The sequence below is a fragment of the Alloiococcus sp. CFN-8 genome (assembly GCF_049943125.1).
Taxonomy (GTDB): Bacteria; Bacillota; Clostridia; order Clostridiales; family Clostridiaceae; genus JAEXZL01.
The window spans coordinates 1628462-1644065 of the sequence record NZ_CP188040.1; the positions used below are offsets into that span (position 1 = coordinate 1628462).

Annotated in this window: 18 protein-coding genes; 12 read left to right on the top strand and 6 right to left on the bottom strand. The window is 35.5% G+C overall.

Annotated features, from left to right (window positions below; all coding sequences use genetic code 11):
• Positions 1 to 220 precede the first annotated feature (220 nt).
• Positions 221 to 1387: a peptidoglycan DD-metalloendopeptidase family protein gene (locus ACPWSR_RS07365; protein WP_426351033.1), complete on the top strand. Its 1167-nt coding sequence runs from the start codon at positions 221 to 223 to the stop codon at positions 1385 to 1387.
• A gap of 147 nt (positions 1388 to 1534) precedes the next feature.
• On the opposite strand, the gene ACPWSR_RS07370 is transcribed toward ACPWSR_RS07365, so the two are convergent.
• The 4 genes from ACPWSR_RS07370 to ACPWSR_RS07385 form a co-directional block, all read right to left on the bottom strand.
• Positions 1535 to 2734 carry a S8 family serine peptidase gene (locus ACPWSR_RS07370; protein WP_426351034.1) on the bottom strand — a complete coding sequence of 400 codons (1200 nt, stop codon included), beginning with the start codon at positions 2732 to 2734 and terminating at the stop codon, positions 1535 to 1537.
• Positions 2735 to 2818: 84 nt separating this feature from the next.
• Entirely contained in the window at positions 2819 to 3253 is a 435-nt protein-coding gene (locus tag ACPWSR_RS07375) for a DMT family transporter (protein WP_426351035.1), read from the bottom strand.
• Between the two features lie 79 nt (positions 3254 to 3332).
• The gene (locus ACPWSR_RS07380) at positions 3333 to 3788 is read right to left on the bottom strand and encodes a dUTP diphosphatase (RefSeq protein ID WP_426351036.1); all 456 of its coding nucleotides are present in this window, start codon (positions 3786 to 3788) and stop codon (positions 3333 to 3335) included.
• Between the two features lie 246 nt (positions 3789 to 4034).
• Positions 4035 to 4583, bottom strand: a complete 549-nt coding sequence (locus ACPWSR_RS07385) for a 2'-5' RNA ligase family protein (RefSeq protein ID WP_426351037.1) — start codon at positions 4581 to 4583, stop codon at positions 4035 to 4037.
• 564 nt (positions 4584 to 5147) lie between these two features.
• On the opposite strand from ACPWSR_RS07385, the gene ACPWSR_RS07390 reads away from it, so the two are divergent.
• The 4 genes from ACPWSR_RS07390 to ACPWSR_RS07405 are packed head-to-tail and all read left to right on the top strand — an operon-like array spanning position 5148 to position 7955.
• A complete protein-coding gene (locus ACPWSR_RS07390) occupies positions 5148 to 6404 on the top strand; it encodes a UDP-N-acetylglucosamine 1-carboxyvinyltransferase (RefSeq protein ID WP_426351038.1) in 1257 nt (418 codons plus the stop codon).
• A gap of 15 nt (positions 6405 to 6419) precedes the next feature.
• Positions 6420 to 7211, top strand: coding sequence for an MBL fold metallo-hydrolase (locus tag ACPWSR_RS07395; RefSeq protein WP_426351039.1), 792 nt, complete (start codon positions 6420 to 6422; stop codon positions 7209 to 7211).
• Positions 7212 to 7237: 26 nt separating this feature from the next.
• The gene (locus ACPWSR_RS07400; RefSeq protein ID WP_426351040.1) at positions 7238 to 7408 is read left to right on the top strand and encodes a CxxH/CxxC protein; all 171 of its coding nucleotides are present in this window, start codon (positions 7238 to 7240) and stop codon (positions 7406 to 7408) included.
• A gap of 43 nt (positions 7409 to 7451) precedes the next feature.
• A complete protein-coding gene (locus tag ACPWSR_RS07405) occupies positions 7452 to 7955 on the top strand; it encodes an SEC-C metal-binding domain-containing protein (RefSeq protein ID WP_426351041.1) in 504 nt (167 codons plus the stop codon).
• Between the two features lie 81 nt (positions 7956 to 8036).
• On the opposite strand, the gene ACPWSR_RS07410 is transcribed toward ACPWSR_RS07405, so the two are convergent.
• Positions 8037 to 8780: an NADPH-dependent oxidoreductase gene (locus tag ACPWSR_RS07410; protein WP_426351042.1), complete on the bottom strand. Its 744-nt coding sequence runs from the start codon at positions 8778 to 8780 to the stop codon at positions 8037 to 8039.
• 100 nt (positions 8781 to 8880) lie between these two features.
• Entirely contained in the window at positions 8881 to 9912 is a 1032-nt protein-coding gene (gene dusA / locus ACPWSR_RS07415; RefSeq protein ID WP_426351043.1) for a tRNA dihydrouridine(20/20a) synthase DusA, read from the bottom strand.
• 144 nt (positions 9913 to 10056) lie between these two features.
• Between dusA and ACPWSR_RS07420 the strand changes: the two genes are divergently transcribed.
• The 7 genes from ACPWSR_RS07420 (at position 10057) to ACPWSR_RS07450 (ending at position 15594) form a co-directional block, all read left to right on the top strand.
• Positions 10057 to 10368 carry an MGMT family protein gene (locus ACPWSR_RS07420; protein ID WP_426351044.1) on the top strand — a complete coding sequence of 104 codons (312 nt, stop codon included), beginning with the start codon at positions 10057 to 10059 and terminating at the stop codon, positions 10366 to 10368.
• Between the two features lie 119 nt (positions 10369 to 10487).
• Positions 10488 to 10790, top strand: a complete 303-nt coding sequence (locus ACPWSR_RS07425) for a hypothetical protein (protein ID WP_426351045.1) — start codon at positions 10488 to 10490, stop codon at positions 10788 to 10790.
• A gap of 339 nt (positions 10791 to 11129) precedes the next feature.
• A complete protein-coding gene (gdhA, locus tag ACPWSR_RS07430; protein ID WP_426351046.1) occupies positions 11130 to 12494 on the top strand; it encodes an NADP-specific glutamate dehydrogenase in 1365 nt (454 codons plus the stop codon).
• 49 nt (positions 12495 to 12543) lie between these two features.
• Positions 12544 to 13755: a pyridoxal phosphate-dependent aminotransferase gene (locus tag ACPWSR_RS07435; RefSeq protein ID WP_426351047.1), complete on the top strand. Its 1212-nt coding sequence runs from the start codon at positions 12544 to 12546 to the stop codon at positions 13753 to 13755.
• Between the two features lie 285 nt (positions 13756 to 14040).
• Positions 14041 to 14544: a hypothetical protein gene (locus ACPWSR_RS07440; RefSeq protein WP_426351048.1), complete on the top strand. Its 504-nt coding sequence runs from the start codon at positions 14041 to 14043 to the stop codon at positions 14542 to 14544.
• A gap of 16 nt (positions 14545 to 14560) precedes the next feature.
• Positions 14561 to 15064 (top strand): hypothetical protein, encoded by a 504-nt coding sequence (locus ACPWSR_RS07445; protein ID WP_426351049.1) that lies wholly within the window; start codon positions 14561 to 14563, stop codon positions 15062 to 15064.
• A gap of 17 nt (positions 15065 to 15081) precedes the next feature.
• Complete coding sequence (locus tag ACPWSR_RS07450; protein ID WP_426351050.1) at positions 15082 to 15594, top strand: hypothetical protein; 513 nt, start codon at positions 15082 to 15084, stop codon at positions 15592 to 15594.
• Positions 15595 to 15604 lie beyond the last annotated feature (10 nt).

Consider the following 15604-nt stretch of genomic DNA (forward strand, 5'->3'; position numbering starts at 1 on the left):
CTACACCTCCTTTACCTATATTATAATATTTAATTTGAAATTTTGTCATAGCCATTAGTGTAATTAATTATAACAGACCCAAAGGATACTCTCAATAAGTATATAAATTAAGGTAGTATTGCCAATATTGTATGCAATGTGAATATATAACAAAAAAGTGGGAACAATTAATGAGTATGCTGACTAATTTCAATCCTTTAAATAAATAAGGAGTGAGAATATGGAAAATTATCACCGGTGCAAGGATAAGCTAAAGAAATCCTTTATGCTTATTCTTGCCCTAGTCATCCCTTTCTTATTTGTTAATCTAGATTTTTTTGTGGAAGGGTCAGACTCAACCTTTACTAGAGGTAAGGACTATGGTTACCATCAGGTAAAGGAAATTAAGCTGTTTTCAAGCAACACATCTATTGAGTATAAGGTAAATAATAGCCCCTCAGAGGAGAGAGAGAGCCTGCTGTACAAATTTTTTACTCTCTTCAATGCTAAGATTAACGGCATAAGCTTAGTGGTACAGGGGGTTCCCCAGGCAACAGTATTAAATAATGAGGAGGCAGAAAGGCTATTAAATAACATAAAGGCATATTATGTTAATAAGCTGCCTCTATCAGGTAATTCTGTAGAAAGCATCGAAATAAAAGAAGATATATACTTTGAACAGGTAGAGTGTCATCCATGGGAAATAGACACCATGGAGCTCGCATTAAATAATCTTATTGAGCTTGCAGAGATGGAGAAGCTTAATATTCAGACCACCCTTAAGAAGTCTTATAATGAAGCTATAGCTCCCAAGGTAGTAATACAAAATTCAGAGGAGTTAAATTATGGAGAGGAAAAAAGTCAGCAGGGTGAAGAAGGTCTGAAGGAAGTTGAGAAGAAGCTTATATATAATAATGATAGCCTTATATATGAAGAGATAATTAACGAGAATATTGTAAAGGAAGCCAAGGATACCTTAATAACTAAAGGAATGAAAATATCTGAGGATAATCTAGCTCAGGTAATAGCAATTCCTTCAAGAGGAAGTATATCCTCTAATTATGGGGTACGCTGGGGAAGGCTTCATAAGGGCACGGATTTTGCTGCAGATATAGGGGATCCTATAATTGCTGCCTTAACTGGAACTGTAAAGGAAGCCGGCTTTGAGGACGGCTATGGGTACATGGTTTTAATAGATCATGGAGAAGGGATTGAAACCCTGTATGGCCACTGCAGTGAGCTGAAGGTAAAGGCAGGAGACAGGGTAGAAAAGGGCCAGGTCATTGCCCTAGTAGGAAATACAGGCAGAAGTACAGGACCACACCTTCATTTCGAGGTGAGGGTAAATGGTGAGGCCAAGGACTCTCTAAATTATCTGCCATTAAAAAGTCTTCAGCCTAATAATTGATCATATAATAGAATAATTTAAGTAAAAAACAAAATTAAATAGCTTAAATAAAGACAATAAATAAAGACAACAGGAAAAGCTTTATGGTGTTATCTCAACATGGATAGCACACTTTTCCGGTTGTCTTTATCTTATATTTAATAATATTTATATTTCCTTAAAAAGCTTTTTAATGTCAACCATACCCTCTCCCTGCTGATACCTAGGAAGGTCGCAGCTGTTGGAGGCCACCTTTAAAAGCGCCTTGATATCCTTGTACTTTAGCTCAGGCCTCTCCTGTAAGATAAGAGCACAGAGGCCTGTAATATAAGCACAGGCTCCTGAGGTTCCTGTAAAGGTAGTGTAAGGCTCTGATAAGGAAGAAGGATATAGCTTCATTCCTTTCTTTTCTGAAATGTAGTTTTTATTTGTGTTTAAGGAGCAGATATCTACGGCAGCAGCAGCTATATCAGGCTTAGACCCTCGATTAACAGGCCCGCAGGAGGAGTTACAATAGCTTTTAATACCCTGAGTAGTATCCAAGCCTCCTACAGTGATACACTCAGCAAGGGCGGCTATACCCTCTATGGTGCCTTCCTTATTAGGATTGCTCCCAGAAGGGACTATAGTTATTAAGTCTTTTTCTGCTGCAATAGTAAAGAGCTTTTGAAAGACCTCCAATATTAAAAAATCGCTGTTATAAAGCTCAAAGGGGAGGCATAGAACTCTTATGTTATGTTCCTTTGAGGTGTCTATAAGACTTTCTAAGGCGAAAAGAACCGCTGAAGAATAAGCCTTTCCCAGGGAATTAAAAGCCTTATAGCAATAGAAGTTAGCCTCGGGAGCTAATCCTTTATATATACCCTTGGACAGGCTACCATTTCCTCCTATGATGCCGCAGACATAGGTGCCGTGGCCATAATCATCATAAGGATATCTATACTCTCCAACTAAGTCTACGAAGCCTTTTATTCTGTTGAAGGGAGTTATCAGGTCCCCATGAGGGTATACCCCTGAATCTATAACTCCAATGGAAATATTCCTTCCTGTGAGCTTAAACCTTTCAGGAAAGCGTATTTTATTGGCACCATGAACATCTTTTCCGCATAAGAAACAGTAGGTGTCTCTAGCTACCCACTTAACCTCAGGAAATTCTATCAGCTGAATTATACTGCTGGCTGGCATTATGGCACAGATGATAGAGCAGTGCTTTAAGGTATATAGAACAGTACCTCTATAGGAGGTAATTTTTTTTTCTATGTTATTAATGAATTTTGTACAATAGATAAGTACTCTGTACTTCTTGTAATATTCCTTCTTTAAAGAGTAGGCAAGATTACCCTCAAGCTTATTCTTAAACCAAATCATATAATATCTCCATAAATGCTTACAGTATATATTATATGAAATTCTCGAAAAAGGTAGCACGTTTATGGTGCAAATTAATAATTATTAATGGAACCTCCATTTAAAAATTACTATCCCTGCAATCATCACTAGAACTCCTAGGACTTCATTGAAGGAAAACCTTGTCTTTGCTACACCAAACAAGCCAAAGGCTTCAAGAATTGCAGCGGTGAGAAGCTGAGCAACGAGTATTATTGCCACAGCATAGGTAGGACCAAGATTTCTCATGCCAATCATAACAGTTAGAATGATAAGTACCCCTAAAACCCCTCCCAAAAGATAGATTTTATTTACGTCTCTTACTTCTTTAAAGCTGCCCTTGCCAAAGAAAAACACTGCTATAAGGGTTAAGATAAACGCACTGCCCTGAACTATGGTATTGGTTTCCCAAAGGCCTATTTTATCTGAGAGCTTTGTATTGAAGATTCCCTGGAAGCTCATAAGAGCCCCTGCAATTATAGAAAAAATAATTCCCATCATTATTAAATCACCTCAAGGGTAGTTTAACCTTAATGGGAAAGTTATATTATATAAAAATAAAAACTCCTAAAAATAGGAGCTAAGCTTGCTTTAAATAAGCATTAATTATCATTTCTTCCGTAAGGCCCAGACTCTTACCTATGCTCAAGAAGTCTTCGATAAGTGTTATATAGTGGTCTTTAGAAGAAGTAGTAAGAAGATCATTTATATCTACATATAAATTTAAAAATTGATCACTTAAACAATAATCATTAGATTTTATCTCTATAGAATCGATATTAGTATAACCTTTAAACATTCCTACAGTTAGGATGCAGCTGAGAACATTTATGTACTTTTGAAGTATGTAATCAGGATCTGTAGTTTCGGAGTCCTCCCAGTATTTGAAGCATTTGGTAGCATTGGCGAGGTTACCTACCCTGACATTAAGTGCTAGAAGTTTTCTTGCATTTAGTTTGTACTCGTCTAAGTTAGTAAGAACTTTTAAATTTTTGTTTCTCTCAGCTTGCGTCTTAAAAAGGTTCTTTAAATCCATTATTTTATCCCCCTACTCTGCTTTGGGCACTGATATTTCTATTTTACATAATATAAAGATAAATGAAAAGTTGGGTAAACGAATACAGAAAAATAAATTTATTTTAAATTTTTTTATTATGATTTTTAGCAGTTATTTGTAAAAAATAGTGAAAAAACCCCAGTAAAATGGAAAGGAACAATATAAAAAAGCACCATATAAAATATGATGCTTAAAAACACTCTGTTTATTCATAACTTACATTTATTAAAAATATCTCAGGGGATAGCTCTTAACCACAGTTTCCTTTTTGTTGTTATTGGACTTCCATAGCTCTATCCTTGATACTTTAGGCATTCTAAAAAAATCGTCCCTTTTGGTAATTGTGTATCCCTTACTAGGGTCTATTTTATTCCATTCTCTTGGAGGATGGTTAGCGCTTAATAAGGATAGCTGAAGCTCAGGACTTTCTGGTGCAGGCTTAACATTGAAGCCATGAAGCTTTAAGGTATCGTTTATAGATCTTGCTAATCTTTTTATGTAGCCCTTGCTTACTACCTTTAAGCTTAAGGCTTTACGGCTTTCATCAAATAGCATTGTATCTGTCAGCTCTATTTTAAATCTTGAGTAGGGCTTAACTATTTTAGTAAGAAGATGGTCGAGCTTATTTAGATCTGGATCCTCTACAATGTCTAGTGTAATATGGAGAGTAGGAAGATTTTTGTAAAGCCTATATTTTTTTGATAGGGATTTTTGTGTTGTTTCTATTGTTTTAGTGGACTCATCGTCAAATAATGCTACTAAATAATATTTCATAGTATCTCCTAACCTCTTATGTAAAATACTTCTATACAATTATAGCATATAAACATTTACAAAAAAACACGTATAATTAAAAAGATAATGTAAAAACTATAACCATGAGCTATTAGTGATACAATACCTAGTTATGGGAATATACCTCCTAATTATTTTTTAGCATTTTATCATAATCTGATTTTTAATAAAAAATGGTCACTATAATTTAGTGATCATTTTTTATTAGCTATTAATTTTGGTAAAAGTTTACACGAATATTATAAAGAGATATTTATTAATCAATTAAGAATGTTTCTTTCAATTAGCAAATTATCAATAAAATACCATATATTTTTTGTATAAAATACTTAAACTTTGGTATAAATCTACGAGAATATTATGTTATAATAAAACTTATGAGATTGTCCAAAAAAATTTTATGTTTTTTAGGATTATTTGCGTTTTGATTTAAATTAAACTTAATTTACATTTGATTATTAGAAATTTAGCTTTAGTAAATAGATGAATGATAAGAAAGATAAGATGTTATTAAATAATTCAAGTTTGACAAGGGTGGAAATTATGGAAAGATTAATTATAAAAGGTGGAAATTCCTTAAATGGAACTGTAGATATAAATGGTGCAAAAAATGCAGCAGTGGCAATTATTCCTGCTGCGATAATGGCTAGTGAAGGAATATGTGTAATTGATAATATACCGGATATAGAGGATGTTCATTGCCTTGAAAGAATAATAGAAGAGCTTGGTGCTGGACTTAAAATAAACAAAAATAGTATTGAAATTGACAGCACAAGCATTACAAGGACAGCAGCCTGTACAGAGGATGTAAGAAGAATGAGAGCTTCCTATTACTTAATAGGAGCACTTTTAGCAAGATTTAAGGAAGCAAAGGTAGAGCTTCCTGGAGGATGTCCTATAGGTGTAAGACCCATAGACCAACATATTAAAGGCTTTGAAGCCTTAGGTGCAACAGTTACCATAGAGCATGGAGCAGCCAATGTTAAGGCTGATAAGCTTGTGGGAGCTAATATTTTCTTTGATGTGGTTAGTGTAGGAGCAACAATAAATGTTATGCTGGCAGCTACCATGGCAGAAGGAGTGACTACCCTAGAAAATGTTGCTAAGGAGCCTCATGTAGTTGATGTGGCTAACTTCTTAAACAGCATGGGTGCTAATATTAGAGGTGCTGGAACTGATATAATTAAAATTAAAGGTGTTAAGAGCCTTAAGGGCTGTGCTTATAGTGTTATTCCTGACCAGATAGAGGCGGGAACCTTTATGATTGCAGCAGCAGCTTGTGGTGGAGATGTTACCATCACTAATATAATACCAAAGCATATGGAGTCTATTTCTGCTAAGCTTATAGAAGCTGGAGTAGAGGTAGTAGAAGGTGATGACAGCATAAGGGTAATATCTGCTGGCAAGCTAAAGGGTGTTAATGTAAAGACAACTCCTTATCCTGGTTTCCCTACAGATGTACAGCAGCCTATGACTGCTATGCTCTGTGTTGCTTCCGGAAGAAGTATAATCACTGAAAGCATATGGGAGAGCAGATTTAAGCATTTAGATGAGCTTAAGAAGATGGGGGCATCTGCTAAGGTAGAAGGTAGAATTGCCATCTTAGAAGGAGTAGAAAAGCTTACAGGAGCAGTAGTTAAGGCTACAGACCTAAGAGCTGGAGCAGCTATGGTTATTGCTGGCATGATGGCAGATGGCGAAACAGAAATATATAATATAGAGCATATAGATAGAGGTTACCCTCATATTGAAGATAAATTCAGAAGCTTAGGAGCGGATATACGCAGAATAAATGACTAATGGGGGAATGAACATATGAGAATTTGCTCGCTGTATAGCGGCAGTAGTGGTAACAGTATTTTTGTAGCCAGTGATAGTGCCAAGGTGCTTATTGATGCAGGACTTCCTGGTAAGAATATTGAAGCTGCCTTGAAGGAGATTAATGAGGACCCTCATACAATAGATGGAATATTTATAACCCATGAGCACTCAGATCATATTAAAGGCGTTGGAGTTATGTCTAGAAAGTATGACATACCCATTTATGCTAACGAAGCAACCTGGAATAGCATGCTTCCTTCCATAGGGAAGATAAAGGAGCATAATATAAAAATCATTGAAAGAAGGAGTGTCACTCCTATAAAGGATATGGAGATTATATGCTTTAATATCCCTCATGATGCCATTGCTCCTATGGGCTATACCCTTCAATCAAAGGGGAAGAAAATCAGCGTTGCTACGGATCTAGGCACCTTTACTGAAGAGGTTAAATATAATATAAAGGATTCCGATGTGATTTTATTAGAGAGCAATCACGATGTTCAGATGCTTAAGTTTGGTCCCTATCCTTACCCTCTAAAAAGGAGGGTATTAAGTGAAATAGGACATTTATCCAATGAAGCCTGTGGTGCTGCTCTTGTAGATATCCATGATGAGTCTAAGCCCAGAAGGATAATTCTTGGACATTTAAGTAATACTAATAATTATCCCGAGCTGGCTTATCAGACGGTTTTAAATATATTAAATGAAAATAAGATCAATGTTGAAAGTGATATGATATTACATATGGCCGATAGAAAGGGACCTAGCAGCTATCTAGAGCTGTAATTACAAAGTGTAAAGAAGGGATACCGATGAAAAAAGCTATTTATTGCTGTGAAGAGCACGTAGATATGGCCTTTGATGATTTTTTATTGGAAATAGAAGAAACTCCTGATCTCATGAAGGTAGATAAGGATACTTCCTGCGATTATTGCAGTGAAAAAGCCTTATATTGTCTTGAATCTAATTTCAGTATAGAGTAAAATTAGTTACAAATTAACATTTGCGAAAAAGAGGAGATAAGATATGAGTTTATATAAGCAGTGGACTGATATGGTGGTTGATTATGTAAAGCATAAGGGTGAAAATGCTTTTTGGAATGAGTACAGTGACATTGAAGAAAGAATTTATAGAAAGCTCTTAGCTAACCATGAAGAAGTTAAGACAATCACTATAGCTGAAATGGCTGAGGAATTTAAAACCACTAACGAATTTATCATGGGTTTCTTAGATGGAATTAATGATAGTCTTAAAAATCCTTATGATTTAGAGACAGTAGAGGCAGATACAGAATTAGCCTTAGATATTGATTATGAAAAGCTATATTTCAATATGCTTGATGCAAAGGCAGATTATCTCTTTAATCTACCACAATGGGAAGGTATATTCTCTCCAGAGAAGAGAAAAGAGATACAGAAAAGCTATAAGGACTCTAAGACTGTAGTTAATGAGAACAAGGTTGGAAGAAATGACCCTTGTCCATGCGGTAGTGGAAAGAAATATAAAAAATGCTGCGGTAAAACAGCTTAAAAATAAAAATTAACAGGCATGATGGGAGGTTATTAAAAAAGAACCTCCCATCATGCCTTTTGGTATTTATTTTTATTATTTTTATTTATCCATTTTAAAGCCCTGCTTTTCCAGCACTCCTTTTACCTTAGGATAATACACGATTTTGTACATCTTAGAGGTATTTGTGCTGTAATCTACCTCTATTTCCTTTCTTCCTATGCTCTTTAGGTATAGATCCATCTGCTCATCATAGGCATCAATGGAAGGATTGATTTTTGTCTTATCATAGGCATCTTCATGTCTGAAGCCAGGCATTGGCATTCTAATCTTTTTATCAGGGTCAGCATCAGGATAACCTATAACCAGTCCGTTTAAAGGGAAGGTATACTCTGGAAGACCTAGAAGCTTTATGACCTCCTCTGGATTTCTCCTTATGCCACCTATAGGTACAGTGCCTAGACCAAAGGATTCCGCTAATATTACTGCTGCTCCCAGCTGCATGCCTCCGTCGAAGGTCCCTGCTATTATTCCTTCAAGACTTTCATGGATAATCTGCTTATTACCAGCTTTTTCACCTGCCAGGTAGGTTTTGTAGAAGTCCATGACAAATATCAAAAATACTGGTGAGTCCTTAACATAGGGCTGATTTCCCACAAGCTCTGCTAATTTTTCTTTTTTAGCTTGATCTCTAACAACTATGATGCTAGTATGCTGAGCATTTATAGAATTAGGCATTCTCTGAACTCCAGCAATTATTGCATCAAGGATTTCCTCTGGTACCTCTTGATCCTTATATTTTCTTATACTTTTATGGTTGTTAAGAACCTTTACTACCTCATTCATAAAAAACACCCCTTCCTATTAGTGTACATCTACTATTATGCACATATTAATATAAAGAGGCGATTAAGAATTAAACAACATTATGTAAAAAAATAGTTAATTATCTTTCGTCTAATATATCCTTAGGAAGCTCCCTTAAGGACAGCCTTAAAAGCTCTGAGGCCTTTATACCCTGAGAAGCAGAGGTATTTATTATCTGCTTCCATTTTTTGCTACCACGAACTCCAGTGAAGAGGCCATCCATGTGCTTTATAGCCATGTAGGAATTTTCTCTAGAAGCTTCTAAGCTTTCTATATAAGGAATATATTCTTCTATAATTTCTCTTCTGCTTATATAATTGAAGCTGCCACCTTCATAGAGAGCATCTATTCCTCTGAGTAAAAAGGGATTATCCTTGGCTAGTCTTCCTATCATTACCCCATCTAAAAGAGCCATTTGAACCTTCATGGCCTCCAGGTTCTTGAAGCCCCCATTGATTTCTATGTTAAGTTCAGGGTGCTCATCCTTAAGCCTATAGACCTCTTCATAACGTAGAGGGGGAATCTCCCTGTTTTCCTTTGGGCTTAAGCCCTCCAATATTGCTATTCTAGCATGAATAATATAGCTATCAGGCCTCGCCTCATCAACTATAGAAATAAAGTTATCCATGTCTTCATAGGTATCCAGTAGAGTCCTCTTAAAGGAGGCAGGCAGTATGTTCCTTCCTTCTATTCCAATCCTGTGCTTTAAGGTAACAGGCTTATCAGTAAATTCCTTGATAGTTTTTATCATATCTCTCACCAGATCTGGATATGCCATGAGACAAGCGCCCATGAGATTTCCAGAAACTCTATCTGAGGGACAACCAGCATTTAAATTGATTTCGTCATAATTCCACTTATTGATGATAGGCATAGCTCTCTTGATTTGCTCCGTGGAGCTTGCAGCTATCTGAAGAGCTACTGGGTGCTCTATTTCATTAAAATCTAAAAGCCTATGGGAATCCCCATGAAATATACCTTCGCAGGTGAGCATTTCTGTATACAAAAGGGCTTTCTTAGTTATAAGTCTCATAAAATATCTAAAATGCTTATCAGTGACATCTATCATAGGTGCTATGCTGACCCTTGGAGCCTCAATTGGTTTTTTCATAGGTTTTAGTACACTTCCTTATCTTAATTTATCCTTTAAGAGTAATAATACACAAAAACTATATAAAAGCAAAGATATTAAAATTATAATTTAGATTAAAAGAAATAATAGTAAAAGGTCATGGAGGAAAGTGAGAATATATTTATGAAGGATTTTTATGAAAGAGTATATGAGATAGCAGAAAAGATACCCAGGGGTAAGGTTATCACCTATGGTGATATAGCAAGAGCTATAGGAGCTCCTAGAAGTGCAAGAATTGTAGGCTATGCCATGAGAGCTATTCCTGAGGGGAGGGATATACCTGCTCATAGAGTGGTTAATCGCTTAGGAGAAATGGCTCCTTCCCATGTTTTTGGGTCTAAAGAGCTTCAACGAGATATATTGGAAAGTGAAGGTGTTATTTTTAATGAAGATGGAACTATAGACTTAGAAAAATGTCGATGGATATATAGGTAAAATATTACTTTTAATATTTGTAATTTAATGAATATAATGTATAATATAAGTAAAAAGTGACATTGCTATATATAAAAAGTTACATTAGGGAGTAGAATAATAAAATTGTGGGGTGAAATATGAGAAAGCTAAAGGTGCTTATGTGTTGTTCTATGGTTTTGGCTACTGTTCTTGGTATATATGGCCAAGGAATTTCTTCTTATATCAGTAATAATTTCATTTCTGTTTCTCCAGTAATAATATTGTCAATTAGTACATTACTTTCACTAGCTTTATTTATTTTTACACCAATATTAATCAGAGCTGCGGCTAAGGAACTAAGTAAGAAAAAACAACTTGATCCTTATGTCACAGTTAATAATATAGTAGGAATCCCAGTATCTATCTTTTCTATTTTTGTTCTTATTATGTGGTGGGGATAAAATACAATCACTTGAATTAAAGGTTCAAGTGATTTTTTTACATAAATTATAGTGTTATATAGCACTAAAACCATGAAAGTTTAAGATAAATAATATATTTATTGTGGCAAATCACTTAAATTTTCCTATTATTAATAACTTAATTTTCAGCATTGTTTACAATTTAACCAAACCATTGAAGAATTTGCTAGTAAAACTGCAAAGATGATGCTATTTATTCAATAATAAAAGAAATTCCTAGCAAAAGCATAAATCGTTTTTGGGATTATTGACAATAATACCCAAGGCTATTAATATGATGTTGTAGTGTAAATATTTACATACCAGGAGGTATAATGAATGAGCGGTTATGTTCAAGATTCAGCGGCTTACATTGAAAGTGTATTAGAAACAGTTAAGAAGAGAAATGGTGGGGAACCTGAATTTATTCAGGCGGTTGAAGAAGTATTACCATCATTAAAGCCTGTATTAGACAAGCATCCAGAATATATAGAATCCAATCTACTTGAGAGGTTCTGTGAGCCAGAAAGACAGATAATGTTTAAGGTTTCCTGGACAGATGATAATGGTAAGGTACATGTAAATAGGGGTTTTAGAGTACAATTTAATGGAGCTATAGGACCTTATAAGGGAGGACTTAGATTCCATCCTTCAGTATATATAGGAATAATGAAGTTCTTAGGCTTTGAGCAAATCCTTAAGAATTCTCTTACTGGACTTCCAATAGGAGGAGGTAAGGGTGGATCAGACTTCGACCCAAGAGGAAGGTCTGATAGAGAAATAATGAGATTCTGCCAAAGCTATATGTCAGAGCTATATAGACACATCGGACCAGATGTGGACGTGCCTGCTGGAGATATCGGTGTAGGTCCAAGGGAAATAGGCTATCTTTATGGTCAATACAGAAGAATCAGGGGAGCCTTTGAAAATGGAGTAATAACTGGTAAGGGCTTATCCTATGGTGGTAGCTTAATAAGACCAGAAGCAACAGGCTTTGGTATAGTTTACTTCTGTAACGAAATGCTTAAGCATGAGAATGATTCCTTTGAGGGCAAAACCGTAGCTATATCTGGCTTTGGTAATGTATCCTGGGGTGTATGTAGAAAGGTTGAAGAATTAGGTGGAAAAGTTGTAACTCTTTCAGGTCCAGATGGATATGTTTATGATCCAGACGGAGTATTAGGAGAAAAGATAGACTATCTCGTAGAGATGAGAAACTCCGGAAGAGATAAGGTTCAGGATTATGCTGATAAGTATGGTGTTGAATTCTACCCAGGACAAAAGCCATGGGGAGTTAAGGTTGATATAGTTATACCAAGTGCTACTCAGAATGATATCCACTTAGAGCATGCACAGCAGATAGTTGCTAACGGTATTAAATATGTTTGTGAGGGTGCAAACATGCCTTGTACAAATGAAGCTGTTCAGTATCTACAGGGACAAGGAGTTATAGTTGGGCCTGCTAAGGCTGCTAATGCCGGTGGAGTTGCTACTTCAGCTCTTGAAATGGCACAAAACAGTGGAAGACTTTCCTGGAGCGAAAAGGAAGTAGATGATAAGCTTAAGGATATAATGGTTAACATCTACAAGAACTCTGTTAAGGCTTCAGAGAATTATGGCTTTGGCTATAACCTAGTAGCTGGTGCTAATATTGCTGGCTTTGTTAAGGTAGCAGAAGCAATGCATGCTCAAGGAATAATATAAGTATAAAATAAGCTTGTTATAAGCAATTATATATTTGGAGGATAGGATTATGATATCAGAGAAGATGAAAGCCCTAACGGGGAATAATTCAGCTATCCGTGCTATGTTTGAAGAAGGAAGCAGACTTAAGGCTATATACGGACCGGACAAGGTTTATGATTTTAGCCTGGGTAATCCTAATCTTCCTGCACCTCCAGAGGTAAAAGAGGCAATAATTGATATTATCAGTAATGAGGATCCAGTGCTGGTTCATGGATATATGAACAATGCAGGCTTCCCTGAGGTAAGAGAAGCCATTGCCAGCTCCCTTAATCGCCGCTTTAACACGACCTTTACGGGTAATAATATCATTATGACCGTAGGAGCCGCCAGCGGCCTCAATGTTGCCTTAAAGGTTCTTCTGAATCCTCTAGATGAGGTTATAACCTTTGCTCCTTATTTTGTAGAGTATGGCTCTTATGTAAGGAATTATGATGGTAAGCTTGTGGTGGTTTCTCCTAATATAGAAACCTTCCAGCCAAACCTTCAGGAGCTTGAGGAAAAGATTACAGAGAGGACTCGTGCCGTAATAATCAATTCTCCTCATAATCCTACAGGGGTTGTATATTCAGAGGAAACAATTATAGGAATTGCAGATATTTTAAGAAGAAAGCAGAGGGAGCTTAATACTCAAATAGTCTTGATTTCCGATGAGCCTTACAGGGAGTTAGCCTATGATGGAGTTTTTGTTCCTTATGTTACTAAGTATTATGAGAATACCATTGTTGGTTATTCCTACAGTAAGTCCTTATCTCTTCCAGGAGAGCGTATAGGCTATCTGGTAATACCTGATGAGCTGGAGGATAGCAAAACTGTGATCACAGCAGCGACCATAGCTACCCGTGTATTAGGTTCAGTTAATGCTCCTTCACTTATGCAGAGGGTTATAGGACGCTGTGTTGATGCTAAGGTAGACCTAGGCTTTTATGAAAGGAATATGAAATCCCTTTATAACGGTCTAGTAGGATGTGGCTTCCAGTGTGTTAAGCCTCAAGGAGCCTTTTATCTCTGGATTAAGTCTCCTGTAGAGGACGAAAAAAGCTTCTGTGAAGCAGCAAAGAAATATAATATTCTCATGGTTCCAGGCAGCTCCTTTGCCTGTCCAGGTTATGTGAGACTTGCCTATTGCGTAGCTCATGACACAATAATAAATTCTCTTTCTGCTTTTAAACAGTTGGCAGAGGAGTACTCTCTTAAGAGAGCTATGGCTGAGGTAAGATAATAAAGTAAATTAATTAATAACACCATTATTCTTTATATAAGGATGATGGTGTTTTTTTTAGGTATGGGGACCTTGGATCCTTTGCAATACTAATTTCCGATTAGGATTATAAACGGAAGTTAGTTTTTCAATTTACATTTAATAAAAGTTGAAATACCATATACAAGATAAAAATAGAAAAATAGTAATATATTGTAAATAAATTTTGAATAGCCTATAATTATATTAATAGATAAATTCCTTGGGTATTGATCTTTAAAGGAATTAATATAGGAGGATAAGCTAATGGAAATAGCTTATAGTATTTTTATTATTATTGCAGTAGCTCTGTTATTTTGGATGATCTTTGGAAAGAGAGGGAGAGGGGAGTTTCTACTTATCTTAGAAAAGAATGGAGAAAAGAAGAAGAGAAGAGATAGAACTTTATCGTTGATAAATTTAGTACTTTGGTCAGCTCTTTTGGTATTTATGCTTATTTTTAATAATGAAGAAAAATTATATATGGAATTAAATCTCATTGCACCTGTCATTGGTATATTGGGAAGTACATTTCATATTACCAAAAACTATGGTACCTCAGAGATGAGAGAAAAGGGCATAACCATTTATAACAGCTTTTTAAAATATACTAGAATAACCTCTTATCAGTGGATGGAGGGTAATGTTCTCAGGCTTAATTATAAAAATATCTTCAGGCAGGATGATTTTTTCGAGATAGAATTGCAGGGTGATGAAACTGTTCTAAAGAGTGATGAGCTATTAGAAAAGTATATTCATAATAAGATTTAAACAGGGGGATATGATCATGGAAATTGCTTATGGCATTTTAATTGTTATTGCTGCAGCTGAGCTATTATTGGCGATTCTCGGAAAGAATGGTAGAGGAGAGCTTTTAGTTAGCTTGGGAAAGGGAGGGAAAAAGGCCAGGAGAAGAGAGAGGGTTTCATGGTTCATACTTTTAGTAGGCTGGTCAGCGCTGCTTATATTAAACCTTATCCATTCCAAAGGAGATATAATATCTATTGGATTCCAAGGTCTCAATTCTATCCTTTGGATATTTTTGTCTATAGAGAGGCTTATCAGAAACTATGGCTCTTCAGAAATAAGAGAAATGGGTATAACTCTTTATAATCAGTTTTATAAATATAGTAAGCTAAGCTCTTATCAGTGGCTTAATGACAATGTTTTAAGGATTAATTATATGAATATCTTCCGGCAGGATGATTATTATGAAATAGAAATACAAGATAAAGAAACTGCCTTAAAGGCTGATGAAGTACTGGAAAAATATATTGTTAAGAAGGCTTAAGGATAAGGAGAAGATAAATGGATAGGTTTTATGGGTTTATTGTTGCTGCTGTGATAGGTTATATGCTTCGGAAAATTATCATTGGGATCTGTGGCGGGGAATTTATCATGAGCCTTGGCAGGGGAGGCATAAGAGAAAGAAGATATCAAAGGATAGTTTGGTCATTAATGTTATTATTTTATGTCTTCACATTTATCATTGAATTAAAAGGAGAGGAAAATCCTCTTGCCTATCTTACAAGTAACGGACTTATAAGTATTACCTTGATATTATTTTTAGTATTAGAATTAATAAGAGGCTATGATCCTACAGAAATTAGAGAAAAAGGTGTTTATTTTAACAATAACTTCTATAGCTACAAAAGGATAACGGGATACTTATGGAAAGAGGAGGATATCCTTAGAATTTATTATAAGAATATCTTTAGACAGGATGATTTAATTGAGATAGAAATTAATGATAAGGACCTTGCATTAAAGACAGAGGAAGCTCTACAGGAGCATGTTAAGAATAGGATTGAGGCTATTTAATAAATATAAA